This is a genomic window from uncultured Methanobrevibacter sp. (assembly GCF_902769175.1).
Lineage (GTDB): Archaea > Methanobacteriota > Methanobacteria > Methanobacteriales > Methanobacteriaceae > Methanobrevibacter.
The window spans coordinates 1-17,724 of record NZ_CACXNW010000024.1; the positions used below are offsets into that span (position 1 = coordinate 1).

At 31.4% G+C, this 17,724-nt stretch carries 14 protein-coding genes and 6 tRNA genes; 8 read left to right on the forward strand and 12 right to left on the reverse strand.

Annotated features, from left to right (window positions below; translation table 11 throughout):
* Window positions 1–881: formylmethanofuran--tetrahydromethanopterin N-formyltransferase (fhcD, locus tag QZV12_RS09310; RefSeq protein ID WP_295620747.1), on the reverse strand; the 881-nt coding region annotated here is incomplete at its 3' end.
* A 327-nt stretch (window positions 882–1,208) separates the two neighbouring features.
* On the opposite strand from fhcD, the gene QZV12_RS09315 reads away from it, so the two are divergent.
* Window positions 1,209–1,598: a hypothetical protein gene (locus tag QZV12_RS09315; RefSeq protein ID WP_295620750.1), complete on the forward strand. Its 390-nt coding sequence runs from the start codon at window positions 1,209–1,211 to the stop codon at window positions 1,596–1,598.
* A gap of 341 nt (window positions 1,599–1,939) precedes the next feature.
* Here the strand turns inward: QZV12_RS09315 and QZV12_RS09320 are convergent, their stop codons facing one another.
* Complete coding sequence (locus QZV12_RS09320; protein ID WP_295620753.1) at window positions 1,940–3,016, reverse strand: UPF0104 family protein; 1,077 nt, start codon at window positions 3,014–3,016, stop codon at window positions 1,940–1,942.
* A gap of 290 nt (window positions 3,017–3,306) precedes the next feature.
* On the opposite strand from QZV12_RS09320, the gene QZV12_RS09325 reads away from it, so the two are divergent.
* Together QZV12_RS09325 and QZV12_RS09330 are read left to right on the forward strand one after the other, a co-directional pair.
* Window positions 3,307–4,776: a TrkH family potassium uptake protein gene (locus QZV12_RS09325; protein ID WP_295620756.1), complete on the forward strand. Its 1,470-nt coding sequence runs from the start codon at window positions 3,307–3,309 to the stop codon at window positions 4,774–4,776.
* 332 nt (window positions 4,777–5,108) lie between these two features.
* A complete protein-coding gene (locus QZV12_RS09330; protein WP_295620759.1) occupies window positions 5,109–5,783 on the forward strand; it encodes a TrkA family potassium uptake protein in 675 nt (224 codons plus the stop codon).
* Between the two features lie 356 nt (window positions 5,784–6,139).
* On the opposite strand, the gene QZV12_RS09335 is transcribed toward QZV12_RS09330, so the two are convergent.
* The 8 genes from QZV12_RS09335 to QZV12_RS09370 form a co-directional block, all read right to left on the reverse strand.
* Window positions 6,140–6,787 (reverse strand): MBL fold metallo-hydrolase, encoded by a 648-nt coding sequence (locus QZV12_RS09335; RefSeq protein WP_295620762.1) that lies wholly within the window; start codon window positions 6,785–6,787, stop codon window positions 6,140–6,142.
* Between the two features lie 271 nt (window positions 6,788–7,058).
* Window positions 7,059–7,214: transfer RNA gene (locus tag QZV12_RS09340), tRNA-Trp, on the reverse strand.
* A gap of 40 nt (window positions 7,215–7,254) precedes the next feature.
* Window positions 7,255–7,326, reverse strand: a tRNA-Cys gene (locus QZV12_RS09345).
* Between the two features lie 179 nt (window positions 7,327–7,505).
* Complete coding sequence (gene hjc, locus QZV12_RS09350; protein ID WP_295620766.1) at window positions 7,506–7,913, reverse strand: Holliday junction resolvase Hjc; 408 nt, start codon at window positions 7,911–7,913, stop codon at window positions 7,506–7,508.
* Window positions 7,914–8,293: 380 nt separating this feature from the next.
* Window positions 8,294–8,369, reverse strand: a tRNA-His gene (locus QZV12_RS09355).
* A 44-nt stretch (window positions 8,370–8,413) separates the two neighbouring features.
* Window positions 8,414–8,496, reverse strand: a tRNA-Leu gene (locus tag QZV12_RS09360).
* Window positions 8,497–8,544: 48 nt separating this feature from the next.
* A tRNA-Glu gene (locus tag QZV12_RS09365) sits at window positions 8,545–8,619 on the reverse strand.
* An 18-nt stretch (window positions 8,620–8,637) separates the two neighbouring features.
* A tRNA-Asn gene (locus QZV12_RS09370) sits at window positions 8,638–8,710 on the reverse strand.
* 421 nt (window positions 8,711–9,131) lie between these two features.
* Between QZV12_RS09370 and QZV12_RS09375 the strand changes: the two genes are divergently transcribed.
* The 4 genes from QZV12_RS09375 to hisE all read left to right on the forward strand — a co-directional run bounded on the left by QZV12_RS09375 (window position 9,132) and on the right by hisE (window position 13,122).
* Window positions 9,132–10,127, forward strand: coding sequence for a radical SAM protein (locus QZV12_RS09375; RefSeq protein ID WP_295620769.1), 996 nt, complete (start codon window positions 9,132–9,134; stop codon window positions 10,125–10,127).
* Window positions 10,128–10,486: 359 nt separating this feature from the next.
* Complete coding sequence (gatB, locus tag QZV12_RS09380) at window positions 10,487–11,842, forward strand: Asp-tRNA(Asn)/Glu-tRNA(Gln) amidotransferase subunit GatB (protein WP_295620772.1); 1,356 nt, start codon at window positions 10,487–10,489, stop codon at window positions 11,840–11,842.
* 120 nt (window positions 11,843–11,962) lie between these two features.
* The gene (locus QZV12_RS09385) at window positions 11,963–12,772 is read left to right on the forward strand and encodes a CBS domain-containing protein (protein WP_295620774.1); all 810 of its coding nucleotides are present in this window, start codon (window positions 11,963–11,965) and stop codon (window positions 12,770–12,772) included.
* A gap of 59 nt (window positions 12,773–12,831) precedes the next feature.
* On the forward strand, window positions 12,832–13,122 hold the full coding sequence (gene hisE / locus QZV12_RS09390; protein ID WP_295620777.1) for a phosphoribosyl-ATP diphosphatase: 291 nt from the start codon (window positions 12,832–12,834) through the stop codon (window positions 13,120–13,122).
* Between the two features lie 310 nt (window positions 13,123–13,432).
* Here hisE and QZV12_RS09395 read toward each other — a convergent pair whose 3' ends face one another.
* Window positions 13,433–14,065: a GNAT family N-acetyltransferase gene (locus QZV12_RS09395; protein ID WP_295620780.1), complete on the reverse strand. Its 633-nt coding sequence runs from the start codon at window positions 14,063–14,065 to the stop codon at window positions 13,433–13,435.
* A gap of 42 nt (window positions 14,066–14,107) precedes the next feature.
* The gene (gene larB, locus QZV12_RS09400) at window positions 14,108–14,935 is read right to left on the reverse strand and encodes a nickel pincer cofactor biosynthesis protein LarB (protein ID WP_295620783.1); all 828 of its coding nucleotides are present in this window, start codon (window positions 14,933–14,935) and stop codon (window positions 14,108–14,110) included.
* 309 nt (window positions 14,936–15,244) lie between these two features.
* On the opposite strand from larB, the gene hypF reads away from it, so the two are divergent.
* Window positions 15,245–17,641 carry a carbamoyltransferase HypF gene (gene hypF / locus QZV12_RS09405; RefSeq protein WP_295620786.1) on the forward strand — a complete coding sequence of 799 codons (2,397 nt, stop codon included), beginning with the start codon at window positions 15,245–15,247 and terminating at the stop codon, window positions 17,639–17,641.
* Window positions 17,642–17,724: the final 83 nt, after the last annotated feature.

A 17,724-nucleotide genomic window follows, 5' to 3' on the forward strand; every position in this document is an offset into this window, starting at 1 on the left:
TCGTGTAATTTCATGATGTAAGCACCTAACTTACCGTCGAAGTTACCTGCACTAATTTCAAGTACACCATCAACAGTACAAGCTGCCATAATACCAGCTTTCATAGCTGCTTTTACAGATTCTTCATCTACACCGTCAATAACGATTTCAAATACACCATCTGCATCTGGTCTGATGTCAGAGTCTACTTGGTCTTTTAAGGTTACACACATTTTTTCGTTAGTGGATGCGTTTAAGAATTTGGAGTATTTGTTGGATCCTACTTTGGAACCGGAAGCAACCATACCACCAGGGAATGGAGTAATAGTACCAGGTACGTGGGAAATTGCTTTTACAGCTAATTGAGCTGCTTTTACTCCAGCCATTACATCTTTAGCTAAAATGAAGAAGTTTCCTCCAGCTACACCATCTTTGAAACCAAATTCGGATTCTACTAAGAAGTCACCAGACATGATTGGGATTGAGTGTACTTTTCTTCCGTCAATGCAGCATTCTTTTTCGAAACCGTCACCGAAGAATTTGAGTTTGTTACCTGTTTTTAAGGTTTCTTCAGATTCGAGTAAGTTGAATGCAGCTGCAGTAGGAGCGGTTAAAACACACATACCGATTCTTTCCATTAATTCATGGTCGAGTGCTTTTTTACCACCTTGACAGATCATGATTGCGTAACCATGTCTGCCATCAGGAGTACATTCAGCTGGTACAAAACAGTCAATACCTGCTTCAGCAGGACATCCAATTACAGAAGTTCCGTAACCAGTTGCTTCAGTTGCTGCAATTTTTGCGAGTCTTGGGGTTGCTGCAGTTACTAAAATTCTAGTTACTTTAATTCCGAAACCTTCTGCGTAAGTATCTTTAATTTCTACACCGTTAATTTCCATTTTTTCACCATTTAAATATTGAAATTAGAATAAATTAAAAATTTAAATTTTTATAATTATAAAAATTATCCAATTTTTGATAAATATCTAATTTATACTAATAATTAATTATATATTTATTCATTAAAATAAAGTTTCCTATTTAATCGTAAAAATTATTATTAAAATGATAATGATTAATCCAATAAAAATAAATAAAGATTAGTAAAACTATTATAAAATAATTAAAAAGTTAAATTTATTAAAATAGCATTATAAAATATTATTAAAGTTTTATTAAAGTAATTATTAAAGTTTTATAAAACTATTTATTATTAAGGTGTTTAAATGGAAAGAGAAAGCTATTATTTTTTACTTCTGCTAATTGGTCTTGCAGTTTGCATAGGAGTATTCTGGTTCCAATTCAACAATGATGTTACTACATTTATGATAGTTAATGCTACTGAAGTTGAAGGGGGAGGATCATTTAAAGGGCAATTGCTGGATGCTTATGGCCAAGGAGTTGCAAACAAGACAATCACATATCATAAGCCAGGATATCAAATGGGAACAATAGTGGATACCCAGACGGATGAAAACGGTGAATTCTTCATTGAAGATGCACAATATCTGCCAAATGCTGGCAAAGACAACTATTATGGTAATATTACTTATGCAGGTGATGGCAAATATAAAGGCTGTGTATATGAAGGAAACATTACTGTAGTGGCAAAATAAAAAAAATGATTAAATCATCAAAATAGTTTATTAAAAATCTAAGCATTCAAAAATGGAATACTAAATAGATTTAAAAAATAGATTATTTAATAGATTTAAAAAAAATGATTATTAAAATAAATTTATTAAAATTGATATAAAAAATAGACAAAATATAATTATAAGAGCCTATAAATTTAGCTCTTAAACACTTTTTTTAAAACTTAATTATTCTTAATTCTTAATCTCTTCGGTTAAGACTTCTTTTTCTTCTTAATCCAAGACTTCAACAACCAAGTCTTCAGAATCTTTGACAGCATCATCATTTTCAGGAATATCTTTAGCTAATTCCTCTTCTTTTTCTATTTGCTCCAAAGCCTTTTACCCTCATCGGAAAGCTCATTATCCTTATCCGACTCCGATTTAGCCATAGAAAATGACTTGTCCAATATAGAAGTTCCGTAAAAGGAAAGGCAAATCAAACCAATGAATGTTGTCATCCAAAATGAGATCAATCTTTCAACAACTGTTGCAGCTGCACTTATGGATGAGGTAATTCCTGCCCGTGAATAGAACAATATCATCATACCATCGATAGCTCCAAGACCTCCAGGAAGCAGTGGAACCATACCAACAAGTGATGCTAAAATAAACACTTCACCAATTAGTATTGGAGAGACTCTAGCTCCAAATGCTAAAAATACCACATATACCCTTAAAATTTCAATTACCCAAATTATAAATGATAAAGGCAATGCATAATAAAGAATGGTCTTATCTCTAAGCAATGAATTCATTCGGGATTGGAAAGTAATAACCGCATCAACAATCCTCTCATCTGTATTTTCATTGTAACCCTTATAGAATCTGCGAGCTAGCTTAATGATCCATGAAGATAATCTAACACCAAAAGATTCATTAATGCATAGATAAATCAATAGGCAAACCAAAGCACAGATTCCAACAACACAAATAATCAAGAAAGCTAACAAACCAGGGTTTAATGAAAAACTGAAGATTATTGCAATGATTGTCAAAATAGCAAGTATAATAAATGGGAATGTATCTAGAGCCCTATCTGCAATAACAGTAGCAAAAGTATCTTCAAATTTGAAATTACCTTCTTTTGCTAAAATATAAGCCCTTACAGGCTCTCCACCACCACGACCACTTGGAGTGATATTGTTTACAGCTAAACTTACCAATACCATTGGAAGGGATTTTCTTATCCCCATATCCAAGTTAGCGGTTTTGTTGATGATGTTCCATCTCCATGTGTATAAAATATAAGTAAAGGTTTGCATGACAATAGCTAATAAAACATACCATAAGTTAGATACTTTAAGGGCATCAATGACTTCATCTATACCAATGTAATATAGCATTACACCCATTATTGCCAAACCAACTATCAAAAAGAAAGCAACTTTTTTATCCATTTTATCAACTATTCCCTTATATATAATTTTAAAAAATGAAAAAATAATCTATGAAAATTTCCACTATTAAATATTTAATGAACCTTTTATATAAAAGTATATATTTTAGTAATAAGTTCGTATTACCACAAATAAAAATAAAAAAAATCATAAAAGCACATATTTCACCTAATCAGTTCGCAACACCACAAATAAAAATAAAAAAATTAATCATCCATGTGGTAAGTTTGTAAAACTAAAAACAAAACCATAATAAATTTTAAATATATAAAAAATCAATGGATATTTATATGAAAAGGAAATATATCACTAAAGCAGATTTGTTCGTAGTACTCCATTATATAGGATATATAATGCAAGGATTAGGAGTTGTTTTATTGGCACCTATCTTAATTGCATTAATCTATGGAGAGTACATCAACATTAGCGCTTTTTTAATTCCTTGTTTTACATCATTTGTTTTAGGAACCATATTCAGTAAAAAATTTAGCAAATATGACAAGCTTAGATTAAAGCATGGAATGCTGATATCATCCTTTGCATGGCTATGGGCTTCATTGATGGGAGCTGCAATCATGGCCATATCCTTAGATATCCACTTTATCGATGCACTTTTTGAAAATATGTCTGCATGGACGGGAAGTGGAATGACTTTTTTTGTAAATGTTGAAATCTTACCTAAATCCATCTTATTCCTTAGAAGCTTAGAGCAGTGGATAGGAGGATTAGGAATTGTAATCATATTTATTGGAATTTTAATTAGATCAGGTACCGCTGCCTCCAGATTATATAAGTCAGAAGCAAGGGAAGAAAAAATCAAGCCAAACATTGCAAATACCTTAAGAAAGGCTTTGGAAATTTATCTGATTTATACTGCAATTGGAGTGGCTCTTTTTATTCTTGTAGGACTGCCTATCTTTGATTCAGTGAACCTTACATTCACAAGCATTTCCACTGGAGGAATGTCCATTAAGAATGCAAATATAGGTTTCTATCAAAATAGCTTAGTCTATATAATTAGCATGTTCTTAATGATTGTAGGTGCAACAAGCTTCACTATTCATTATAGAATTGTCAAGACAAAAGGAAAATCCGTTTTGAAGGATGTCCAATTCCAATTCATGATAATCTTAATTTTAATAGCTAGCGCAATAATATTCATTACAAATACTGGAGTGCCTATAGAAGAGCTATACACCATCATTTCTGCAGTTACAACTACTGGTGCAAATGTAATTCCTCCTCAAGAGCTTGCAACATGGAAAGGATCATCATTAATCATTATAATGGTCTTGATGTTGATTGGAGGTTCATCAGGATCAACTGTAGGTGGTTTAAAGCTCATTAGGGTCATTACAGTTTTAAAAGGAATGAATTTAACTGTTACCAACTTGGTTTCACCTGAAGGAAGAGTGTTGAATACAAGAATTGGCGGTAAAAAAATCAATGAAAGAGAAATAAAAGAAGCATCAGCATATATAGTATTATTCATTTTGTTCCTGATTTTTGGCTGGATAGTAATGACATTATATGGATATGACCCATTTACTGCATTATTCGATGTTATTTCCTTACAAAGCAATAATGGATTAAGTACAGGAATCGTATGGGGAGGATTGCCAATACCTGCAAAACTTACATTGATTTTCTTAATGTGGATTGGAAGATTAGAGATTATTCCTATTCTAGTGGTATTCAGAACATTTGGTGCATTCGCTAATCCAAAAAGAATATACAAAAAAGGAAAAGCACCCATGTAAATGAATAAAAAAAGAGACTGAACATACCTACAAAAATAAGCAATATAAGTAAATCCTGAACAAAACTAGAAAAACAAACTCAAATATCAATAAATATTAAATAATGCACATTCCAAATCAGCAAAAAATTATTTTTTCTTATTGTTTTAATAAATAAAAACTAACTTTACGAAAGATTTATAAGTGTAAATTTAAATAATAAAACAATATAATAATTTTATATGGGATTTGACAAATTTCAAACTTAAAATTCAATAAGTTTTTAAGGAATGAAATGACTTTACTATACTTATAATTATATTTTATTTTAAAAGAATTATTAGGTGTTTGTTATGTATATTGTGATTATGGGAGGAGGTCGTGTAGGTCTTTCACTTGCAGACCGTTTAATTATTCATGGTTATGATGTAACAATTATTGAAAATGAGGAGGGATTATGCGATCATGCGACTGAAGAATTAGATGCGATGATTATTTGTGGAAGTGGAACTGATACAAAAACTTTAGAGGAAGCGAATATTGAAGAGGCAGATGTTTTTGTAGCAACCACTGGAAACGATGAATCCAACTTATTGTCCTGCATTTTAGTTAAGGAATATACTGATGGAAAGATTATTGCAAGAGTAAGTAATCCAGACCACGAAGAAGCCTTTAAAAAGGTTGGAATCGATAAGGTAATCAGCCCTGAAAGAACAGCTGCAGGATTCCTTGAAAAAGTCATTACAAGACCAAATGTAGCAGACTTAATGGCATTTGGTGCAGGAAACGCAGAAATTTTAGATATGACAATTAAAAACCCAAAGATATTTGGCAAAAAAGTATCTGAATTCTCACCAACAAAAGATTATATCATTATTTCTAAAAATAATGACAATCACGAATTGGAAATTCCTCAACCTGATGATATCTTAAGCAATGGCGATAAGATTTCAATCCTTGTAAAAAGGAATGCATTTGAAAAAGCTGAAAAGAAATTTATGGGTGCTGGAGGATTATTCGGATTTTAAATCCTTACATCCCAATTTTTAATTTTTTAATGCTTGAAAAAACTATTTTTAAGATAAATACCCTTATAATCTAACTTACTTTTTTTATAAATTAATTATTTTTTAACTTATTAAAATGCTATTTTAATATACGATTGAAAAAACTTTTTTTAAAATAAATATTAATAAAATTAAATTAAAAAAATCTATTTTTAAAAATATAAAAAATAATAATAAAATAATAAAATAAAAAAAATGAAAAAAATAATAATAAAATAATAATAAAAATATAATAAAATAATAATAAAATAATTTAATAATTATAAACTATTTTTAAAAAAAAAAAAAAATAAAAAAAGAAGGAATATTAAAAAAATTTATCTTATTCCCATCATCATACAAGACATTTTAATATGTTCATTTCCATTTTTTACCCATGGCCCATGTCCAGGAAGCAAATATTCAACATCCAAATCCTTTAAACGCATTAAGGATGCTTTCATGTCATTAGGGTCTCCACCTATATCCATACGACCTACACCGCCATTTGCAAAAATGGTATCTCCGCAGATAAGAACTTCACCATCATATAAGCAAATTCCACCATGTGTATGGCCAGGAGTGTTCAATACTTTTAATCCAGCAATTTCATCTCCTTCTTCAAGTTCAATATCTACATCACATCTTCTAATCTTAGAATCAAACAATGCAGAAACATTATATGCACTATCAGGATCCATCAATGATTTTGCATCATCCTTATGAACAGCTACCTTTGCATTAGGGAAAAAGTCATTTCCGCCAACATGGTCATAATGGCAATGGGTATTCACTACCAAATCTATATCATCTTTCTTGATTCCGATTTCTTCCAATTGGGCATACAAATATCCTTTTGATTCACCAGTTCCAGTATCCACTAAAATATAATTATATTCAGAATCAGAATCTGTGTTATCAATTAAATAAGAATTAGAGTCAGCCATAAGCCCTTCAATACAGTAAATATTCTTAATTTGTTCCATAATATCACTTGAATTTTATATATTAATAATATTCTTTAAAAAATAGTAAATAAATCTACCTAAAATATGCCAATTAAATAAATTAACGAACAAGTGAAATTGAAAAAATCAAAATAAAAGAAGATCAAACATAGTTAAAATAGGCTAATAAAATAAATTTACTAACAAGTGAAATTGAAAAAGTCAATAAAAATAGCAATAAACATACCTAAAATAGACTATAAACGAATGAAATTGATAAAAACATGATAAAAATAGTAAGTATAAAAAATGGGGTCACAGGGATTTGAACCCCGATCCTGGGATTTCTCTTGCCTCAGTACTCCAATTGGTCATCACATAACCAATTTATACTGATCATCAGACTACGCGTTTTTCTTCAAAGACAACTGGAGTCCCAGATGATGCCAGGTTACACCATAACCCCATACTTATTAAAGATTAACATATGCAATATGTTAACCTAAAGCCAAGAGAGAGATTTGAACTCCCGTGTAATTGGTCTGCAGCCAACCGCTTCGCCTCTAAGCTATCTTGGCATATAATAATAATACAGTACTATAAAATATGTTTTAATAATATATAAATCTATTGTTTAGAATAAGAAAATAAATTTGTATAGAAAATAGTTATTTTTAGTTATTTTAAGAATATGAAGATTAAAAAGAATTAATAAATAAAAATAATAAAAATTTAAAGGCAAAATAGATAATAAATATTAAAATTTGACTTGTTTATCAAAACCACAGATTTCATCAATTTCATATGCTTTTTCTAAACAGTAATCTTTTTCAACCTTATAATTCCCATTCCTTGTTTTTTCTATTAAATCTGGAGATAAGAAAAACCATTTAGTGTATTTGAATTTAACACCAAGATATGGATTTGCACCAAATGTGTCTGAGAACTCAACTAAATCATCAATTTGAGGATGATCAATATATATCTTATCTTTAGTAGTAGTCTTTACTTCAATAGCCAAGTAAATTTTGCCGTTTCCTGCGATAACATCAGGTAATGGTTTTTTAGTAGCCCCTCCAGACGCTGGAGATCTCATGGCAGCAAAATTCCTATCCCATAATTTATGAACTAAATCTCTTTCTTCCGCTGAACCTTTTTTAGCCATATTAAAACCCACTTAAATGTAACCTTAATACTTTTATTTTATTTTTTTATATATAAATAAAAGTAGTTAGAGCATTTGAAAAGTAATATCTAAAAGAAAATTGAAAAAATTGCACCAAAAATTCATTAAAAATCAATATCTAAAAAAATATTTGAAAAATAGGCACCGAAAATAATGCATAAAAAAACAATATCTAAAAAAATATTTGAAAAGAAATGCACCAAAAAATAAATGCATAAAAAAGCAATACCTAAAAAAATATTTGAAAAAAGCATGCATCACAAATAAATGCATAAAACCTAATGTTTGAAAGAAAACTCAAAAATCAACGATAAAATAGCCATTAATAAATGTTGAAATAATAAAAAAAAGTTTAAAAATGGGGCCGGGGCCGAGATTTGAACCCGAGTCACAGGATCCACAGTCCCGTAGGATGACCGCCTACCCTACCCCGGCAGTAAAATACCTTTAAAAGGATAAAAAACAAAAATAAAAGATTATGCGGGAGCAGGGATTCGAACCCTGGTAGACCTGCGTCAACAGGTCCTAAGCCTGTCTCCTTTGGCCGCTCGGACACCCCCGCTACTAGAGAGGAAAGGAGATTCCCAAAAAATCTTTCAAATATAAAAAATGCTCCGACCGGGATTCGAACCCGAGTCTTCGGCTCGAAAGGCCGAAATGATTGGCCGGACTACACCATCGGAGCAAAAAATGGGCCCAAAAGCGCCGTCGACAGGGCTCGAACCTGTGACCAATCGGTTAACAGCCGAACGCTCTACCTACTGAGCTACGACGGCATAACAACCCATGCTTGCAAATCAAGTTTTATAAAAAAAATTTTGCTGTAATTAATACAGTAATAATAGGTTGATTAACATAGTATATAAATGTTTCTATTATATCAGTATTTTTTAAGAATTTTTGGATTTTCCTAATCCAATATTAATTATGTCATACATCATTTATAAATCCTACTGAAAAATTTTCTTATGAAAAAAAACCAACCAACACTTCATATTGTTATAAATCATATTACAAATTCATAGTGCATATAGATTTATTACCTCTTCATAAATATTAGATTTATTTTTAGAAAAATAAAGGACCTAAGCAAAAAGATTGCAGAACATTTATTCATGGCCATTATCCCATATTTAAAAAATTTAATATATAAGAATATGATATACAATAATAAAGAAAAAGGAAAAAGGCAAAACCATGAACAATATAGACAGTATAGAAACACTTGAATTAATTGCAAAAGCCAACAGCCTTAGTTTAAAAAAGGGATACAATGAAATAAGCTTAGAAAGAGCTGTTTTTTTATCATGGTGGTGCGATAAGGGAGACTGCAAGTTCTGCTATATGAGCACTCAGAAAAACAAAATCAAAGATCCAACCAAAGCAAAACGTAGAGTAAACAATATATTGGCAGAAGCTGAGATGTGCAGCAGACTTGGATGGAATATAGAATTCCTCTCTGGAGGATACAAGTCATTCACAACACAGGAAATAAAGTCAATAGCTGAAAACATACACTCAATCACTGGAGATGGAGTTTGGCTAAATACAGGAATCACATCAGAACTTGAGGAATACGGCTCTGAAATAAAAGGAATTACAGGTGCTGTTGAAGCAGCTAATCCCGAGTTTCAAAAGATTGTCTGCCCATCAAAGCCATTGGACCAGATAAGTGATATGCTTGATACAGCTGGAGAATTAGGATTCAAAAAGGCTATCACAATAATCTTAGGCCTTGGAGAAAGCTTTGAAGATGTGGAATACTTAAAAGATTACATTAGAGATCATAAGATTGACAGAGTCATTTTCTATTCAGTGAATCCCCATCCAGAAACAGAATATGTAAACAGTTCCCAACCTGCTTCATTATATTATGCCAAAGTGGTTTCCACAATAAGATTGGAGTTTCCTGATTTGGAGATTATCTGTGGAACATGGACTGACAACTTAGCAAATATAGGAATACTTATTTTAAGCGGAGCCAATGGAATCACAAAATTTCCACTCTTTAAAATGTTTGGTACCAAATATGGTAAAAGAGTTGAAGAGGAAGTTAAATGGACTGGAAGAACTCTTAAAGGAACATTTACAGATAAAAGCAAATTAGGAGCGGAAAAAAGTGAAGTCAGTCCTGAATTAGACCAATACATCAAAAGATACATCAAAGACTCCTTGAAAAACAAATACAAATAATTATTTCAAAAAATCCATTCACCAAACATCACTATAAAAAAAATCCTATTAAAGATAATCTTTATAAATATAATAGTACATAAATTAACATAATATGAATTTATAGTTAATTACATTATCTATTATTTATAATGATTTCATTAATAATCCACATAATATTGAATTACATTGGATTATATATGAATGAATTATATATGATTGAATTGTATATGATTTATACCTCATAAAATTCTGAATTATAATAGCATTATAATAAAGAAGAATAAACAATATTTTTAAATTAACTACCTATTCTTATTTAATCTAAATAAATAAAAAATGATTTAAAATTCCTTGGAGGGATTAACATAGACGTAAATATGATGTGTGGACTTGAAATTCACGTACAACTTGAAACTGATTCAAAATTATTTTGTAACTGTCCTACAAACTATCAAGAAGCACCAGCAAACACAAATGTATGTCCAGTTTGCTTAAACCAACCAGGTGCTAAACCATTTCCTACAAATGAAAAGGCAATTGAAAACGCTTTAATGATTTCATTAATGCTTAACTGTAAAATCGATAAAAACTTTACTTATTTCATGAGAAAACACTATGATTATCCAGATTTACCTTGCGGATATCAGAAAACCTCTGTGCCAATAGGTTATGAAGGAGAATTGAATGGTGTAAGAATCAGAGAAATTCACATGGAAGAGGACCCTGGACAATACAAACCGGACAGAGGTATTGTAGACTTTAACCGTTCTGGAATCCCACTTATTGAGATTGTTACTGAACCTGATATGCACTCACCTGAAGAAGCACGTAACTTCTTGAAAGAACTTATCAGAGTATTGGAATACAGTGGAGGAGCTCGTGGAGAAGGTACCATGAGAGCAGATGTAAACGTTTCCATCAATGGTGGAAACAGAGTGGAAATGAAAAACATCAACTCCATCAAAGGTGCATACAAAGCATTGAACTTTGAAGTAATCAGACAAAAAAATCTCTTGAAAAGAGGACATGAAGTCAAACAAGAAACCAGAGCTTACTTAGAATCACAAATGATCACCGTTTCAATGAGGGATAAGGAAAATGCAGATGACTACAGATTCATCCCAGATCCTGACTTGCCTCCAATGAAAATCAGCGATGACCAAATCAATAATGTTCTTGAAGTTATGCCTGAAGCGCCACACAACAAGGTTAAAAGATTTGTTGATGACTATGGCATAGATGAGGAATCTGCAAAAGTCCTCACCTCTGAACTTGACTTAGCTCAATGCTATGAAGAAGTTGCTAAAGAAGTAGACCCTAAATTTGCAGCAAAATGGATGAGAGATGAACTTAAAAGGGTATTGACCTACAATAAGCTTGACTTTGCAGACAGTGGAATTGTAGCAGAAGACTTGATTGAACTCTTCACTATGCTTGAAAATAAGGAAATCACCACTAAAGCAGGTCAAAGAATCATTGAACAAATGCCAAACAACAAGCAAACTCCAAAGCAAATTGCTGAAGAGCTTGGCTTAATTGGTGTTGTTAAAGATGATGAAGTTAAAGCTGCAGCAAAACAAGCAGTTGAAGAAAACCCTAAAGCTGTAGAAGATTATCACAATGGTGAAAAGGCTTCATTAAACTTCTTAATGGGTCAAGTAATGAGATTGACTAAAGAAAAAGCTGATCCAAGAGAAACTGTAAAAATATTAAAAGAATTGCTTGAAGAATAATCAATTCATCTTCAAAAGCAAAAAGATTAGAAAACTTAAGAATAATTGAATATTAAATATTCGATTATTCAAATTACTTTTAAACTTATTATTTTAAAATCATTGTATGGGAGGAATAATATGGAAGAGGCAAAAGCAACTGTAAGAGATTACATGACTAAAAATGTATTCACTGTACAGTATTATACTCTCAACAAAGATGTTATCGCTTTAATGAAAAAAACAAAGCACGACGGTTATCCTGTAGTAGATGAAGAAGGAAAAATTGTTGGGATTGTTACTGCTTACGACTTATTGCTAAAGGAATGGGAAACTGAAATTGTAAGCGGAATAATGTCAAAAGATGTAATCGTTGCAAGAGAAGACATGCACATTAGCGATGCTGCAAGAGTAATGTTTAGACATGGAATTTCAAGACTTCCAGTTGTAAATAAGGAAAAGCATGTAAAAGGAATTATGACCAATACTGATATTGTTCGTTCACACATAGAAAGGTCAACCCCAACTAAAGTCAATGCATTTAAGGAAACTATGGAAAAACTCTATGACGTTAAAACCACTTTAACAAGGGAAGAAGTTCCTGTAGAAAAAATCAGACCTACACAAGACAGAGTTTATGCTGATGAATTGCAAGGAAGAACTTACGAACTTGAAAAAGGATTGGCAGAACCTACCATCGTTGTTAAAACTGGAGAAAGATATATTTTAGTAGATGGACATCATAGAGCAGTCGCTTCTGTAAAATTAGGATTGGAAAAAATTGATTCCTATGTTGTCGACTTCAATAAGGACATTAAATTAGGTATGGAAAAAACCGCTGAAAGACAAGGATTAAAATCATTTAATGACATTACCATTATTGATGATGATCAACATCCTTTAATCGCCATCACTGAAACCATTAAAAATGCACAGCGAAACAATCATTAAATCCAATTATCCTAATTGAATGAAAGAAATATTTAAGCAAAACTGATGGAAGTGAACTAATGGCAAATGATAATATTATAAGAGAGGTTTATGAAGTATTAGAAAGCCGTAGAGACTCACCAATAGACTCATACACTTCTAAAATCATGCAAGACAGCGATAAAAAAGCAGAGGATAAAATCCTTGAAAAAATAGCTGAAGAATGTGGAGAAACCCTTATCGCTTCTAAGAATGATGAAAACTTAGTATATGAATCTGTTGATTTAATATTTCATACATTGCTCCTTTTAGTATATAAAGGAGTTGAATTCGATGAAATCCTCGAAGAATTTGAAAGAAGAAGAAAATAGCTTCTTCTTTTTTTTATTGAATGAATAATTAGTTTTATTAGTTACGAATAAAATTTTAAAATGAAATCCATGAATAAGAAATGAAAAAATAAGAAAAGATATAGGAATAAAAATTTAAAAAATAATAAAAAATAATTAAAATAAATAATCTAATTAAAATAATTAATATTTATAAAAATAATTAAAATAAATAATCTAATTAAAATAATTAATATTTATAAAAATAATTAAAATTTATAAAAATAATTAAAATTTATTAAAATAATTAAAATAATAAAAAAATAGAAATTAAAAAATTAAAAGAATACTACTATTTTAACAGCAATTCCATATTGCGCATTCCTCTTTTCTTACCTGGAAGACCAAAGGCCTTTTTATTAAAGACTTTAAATCCTTTAGAACTGTACAACCTATATGCACCATCATTTCTAAAGTCAGCATCCAAAACCACTCTTTTACAATCCAACTCCCTTGCTAATTGAATTAATTGATCTAAAGCCTCATTTCCATACCCTTTTCCTCTTTGATTAGAGTAAATAGCCAGTTCAGCGATGTAAAAATCATCCTCTTGAACATCCACCAATACAAAATTATCCATAAAGGAAACTTTTGAAAGCCCTAAGGCATCAGAGAACTTGAGATTTCTAAACTGTTTTTTAATATCTTCAAAATTGGAATGGCGCACTCCTTTCCCACCATTGAACATTCCAATTATTTCTTTTTCATCTTTATCTTCATCATCAAAGAAAACATAGAACAATTCATTTTCATGCACTTCATTATCCTCATCGAAGTCAATTAAGACTAATCTATTTTTAATAGCTTCAACACCCTCTTTCTTTGATTTAAAAACATGCTTAAATGTCCTAAAATCAACATCATAAATCAGTTCAGCTACCTTATAGACATCATGAATTTCCGGATTGAAATCTCTAAAAATCAATATAAACACCAAAATATAACTAAAAATCAATTAAAAAAAAAGTTATTCCTTAGAAAGTCTTACTCTCTTTGCAATGTTTTTAGCAATGGTTAAGGCATAGACACCTGCACCAAATCCATTATCAATATTGACTACAGACAATCCAGGAGCACAAGACTGTAACATTGAATACAATGCTACCTTGCCATCTGCACCAACGCCATAACCTACAGATGTTGGAACCGCAATCACAGGAACATCCACCAAACCTGCTACAACAGAAGGCAATGCCCCTTCCATTCCTGCACATACAATAAATGCACAAACATCCTCTTCAACCATATATGCAATTTGTGGGAATAATCTATGAATTCCAGCAACGCCGATATCATAGGAAGTGATGGCTTCACAACCTCCCTGTTCAACAATGATTTTTGCCTCTTCAGCAATTGCAATATCTGAAGTGCCTGCAGTTAAAATCCCCACTTTAGCATATTCCTGATTATAATCAACTAAAGAATCCTTATAGATTATTAAGATCTTAGCCCTTTTATTGTAATCAAATTTAATTCCATCATCCTTTAAATAAGCCAAATCTTTTTCTAATAATTCATGCCTTTCTTTAGACAGCCTTGTAATTATAATATTGTTTTTCAATTCAATAGAACCATTAGATTCTGCCTTTTCAAAAAATCTTTTTAAAATTGTCAATAAATCATCATAGTCCTTGCTGTCTGCCAAAATAGCTTCTGGAAATCCAGTCCTATCCTTTCGAGAAGTGTCAATTTGAGCCACATCATCTAACTTGCGAATATTTTCAGCTTTTAAAAGAGTTTCACATTCATCAATTGAAATTTTGCCTTCAGCAAGACATTTAAGAATTTCCTTCATTTTATCACAAACATTATAAAATTTAATTGGAATCCAATAATAATTTTTTATCACATAAAACAAAACATTATATTATAAAAGATTTATATTTACTATAATATATAATTATTATATTGATTATGAAATATTAATTATTGCTTATTTAAAAGAGATATCAACAAATAAAAGCAATGATATAAAAGAGCATAACAAATTACAATCAATGATTAAATAAGAGCATAATAAATTATAAGCAATGATTAAATAAGCATAACAAATTACAATCAATGATTAAATAAAAAAATATTATTTATTTTAGATGGTGGCACTGTGGAAACAAAAAAAGTATTGGTAGAAGGGATTGTACAAGGAGTAGGATTCAGACCCTTCGTGTATAGAATAGCTACTGAATTGGAATTGGTAGGTTATGTCAGAAACTTGGGAAATGTAGTTGAAATTATAATCCAAGGTTCATCTGACCAGATAAGCAATTTCATAAATAAACTCCAAAATGAGCTTCCCCCAATAGCTAAAATAAACAATTTGGAAACTGAAGAACTTGAAGATGAAGAAAAATATGTTGATTTTACAATTAAGGAAAGTTCAGACAGCTTCTCTGGAACTTCAGTAATTCCACCAGACCTTGCCATCTGTGATAAGTGCTTGGAAGAGATAAACGATCCAAACAATAGAAGATACAACTATCCATTCAATGCATGTACAGATTGTGGACCACGTTTTACAGTTATTGAAAATGTTCCATATGACAGAGACAAAACCACTATGGATGACTTTCCATTATGCCCAGAATGTGAAATAGAATATAAAAATCCATTGGATAGACGTTATCATGCAGAAGCAAGCTGTTGTGAAGTCTGCGGACCATCCTTGGAATTATATAGAAATGACAATAAAACTCCTGTGAAAATAGACTCTGAAGACCCATTGGCAGATACTGCAAAGCTTATTGATGAAGGAAAGATATTTGCAATAAAGGGAATCGGAGGAACACACCTTGTTGCCAATGTTATGCTTGAAGATAGTGTAAATCTCCTAAGAGAACGTTTAGGTAGAAAAAATCAGGCATTTGCTGTAATGAGCCCAGACATTGAAACAGTGAAGGAATATGCAATGGTTTCAGAAATGGAGGAGAAAACACTATTATCAAAAGAAAGACCTATTGTCATCTTAAAAAAGAGTGAAAGCTATGATTTTGCAAAATCAGTTTCACCAGGACTTCATAATATTGGAGTGATGTTGCCATATGCTCCATTGCATCATCTATTATTCAATCATACAGAGACTCCTGCCTACATCATGACTTCTGCTAACGTTCCAGGAGAGCCTATGATGATTACAAATGAGGAAATACTCAAGAACCTCGATACAATAGCTGACTATTACCTTATCCACAACAGAAGAATATTGAACAGGTGTGATGATTCTGTAGCAAGATTCAGAAACAACGAACTTGCATTCATAAGAAGGTCAAGAGGATACACTCCAGAGCCTTATGACTTGAAAGGAAAATATACCCACCTAAATCCTGAATTTGACAATCTCAATATTCTTGCACTTGGACCTGAACTTGATGTTACATTTACAATCCTAAAGAACTCTAAGGCATATGTATCACAGCATATTGGAAATACAAACAAGTATAGAACATATGAATTCCTGCAGGAAGCAATCGAGCTTATGATGAGGATTACAAAAACAGAGGATTTCGATGCAATTGCATGCGATTTGCACCCACAGTTCTTTACTACAAAGCTTGCAAAGGAATATGCTGAAAAATATGACTGTCCACTAATTCCAGTTCAACATCATCATGCCCATGGAATTTCCCTTTTGAATGACCATATTGAAAATAATGAAAACAATGAAATGATCATTATAGCAACTGATGGAGTTGGATACGGCGGTGACGGCAACTCTTGGGGCGGAGAAATATTATTCACAGACATTAAGGATTATGAAAGAATAGCCTCATTAATGCCTCAAAAAATGCCTGGAGGAGACTTATGCACAAAATTCCCCGTTAGAATGATGGCATCCATACTTGCTAATCCAAACAGCGAATATGAACAAGAAAAATACAGCGAAGACTACATAAAGGAACTGCTTAATAATGGTTACATCGATTCATTCCAACATGTTGAAATTGAAATAAGAAGCCTATTTAAGCAAATGGAAACCAATCTCAATGTTGGCATAAACACCAGTACTGGAAGAGTTCTTGATTCTGTTTCAACAGCTTTGCACATCTGTGATAAAAGGACTTATGAAGGAGAAGCATCCATGAAATTGGAATCCTATGCCTTTGATTATAAGGGAGATGACAGCTTAGATGATTTCCCAATAATCATTAAGGAATATGAAGACGAAAAGGGAATAAGGAAGGTCCTTGATACAACAGCAATACTAAGATACATCGTTGATAAGATTCAAGAGGGAGAAGACCTTCATAAGATTGCAGTTGCAGGGCAAAAGGCAGTTAGCATTGGACTTGCAAAGCTTGCAGTGGAATCTGCAAAGGAAAAGGGAATCAAAACCATTGGTGCAACTGGCGGAGTGTTCTATAACGAAGCAATAACATCACATATTAAAGAATATGTGGAAAAAGAAGGATTTGAATTTGTACAACATATCAACTCATGTCCAGGAGATGGATCAGTATCCTTAGGACAGGCTATTGTTGCTGGAATCAATTTAAAAAATTTATAAAATCCTCCTATAATATTAAATAAAACTTCTAATATTGGTAAAAAACAAAGAACAAAAACAATTTCTAAAAAGAAAAAAAAACA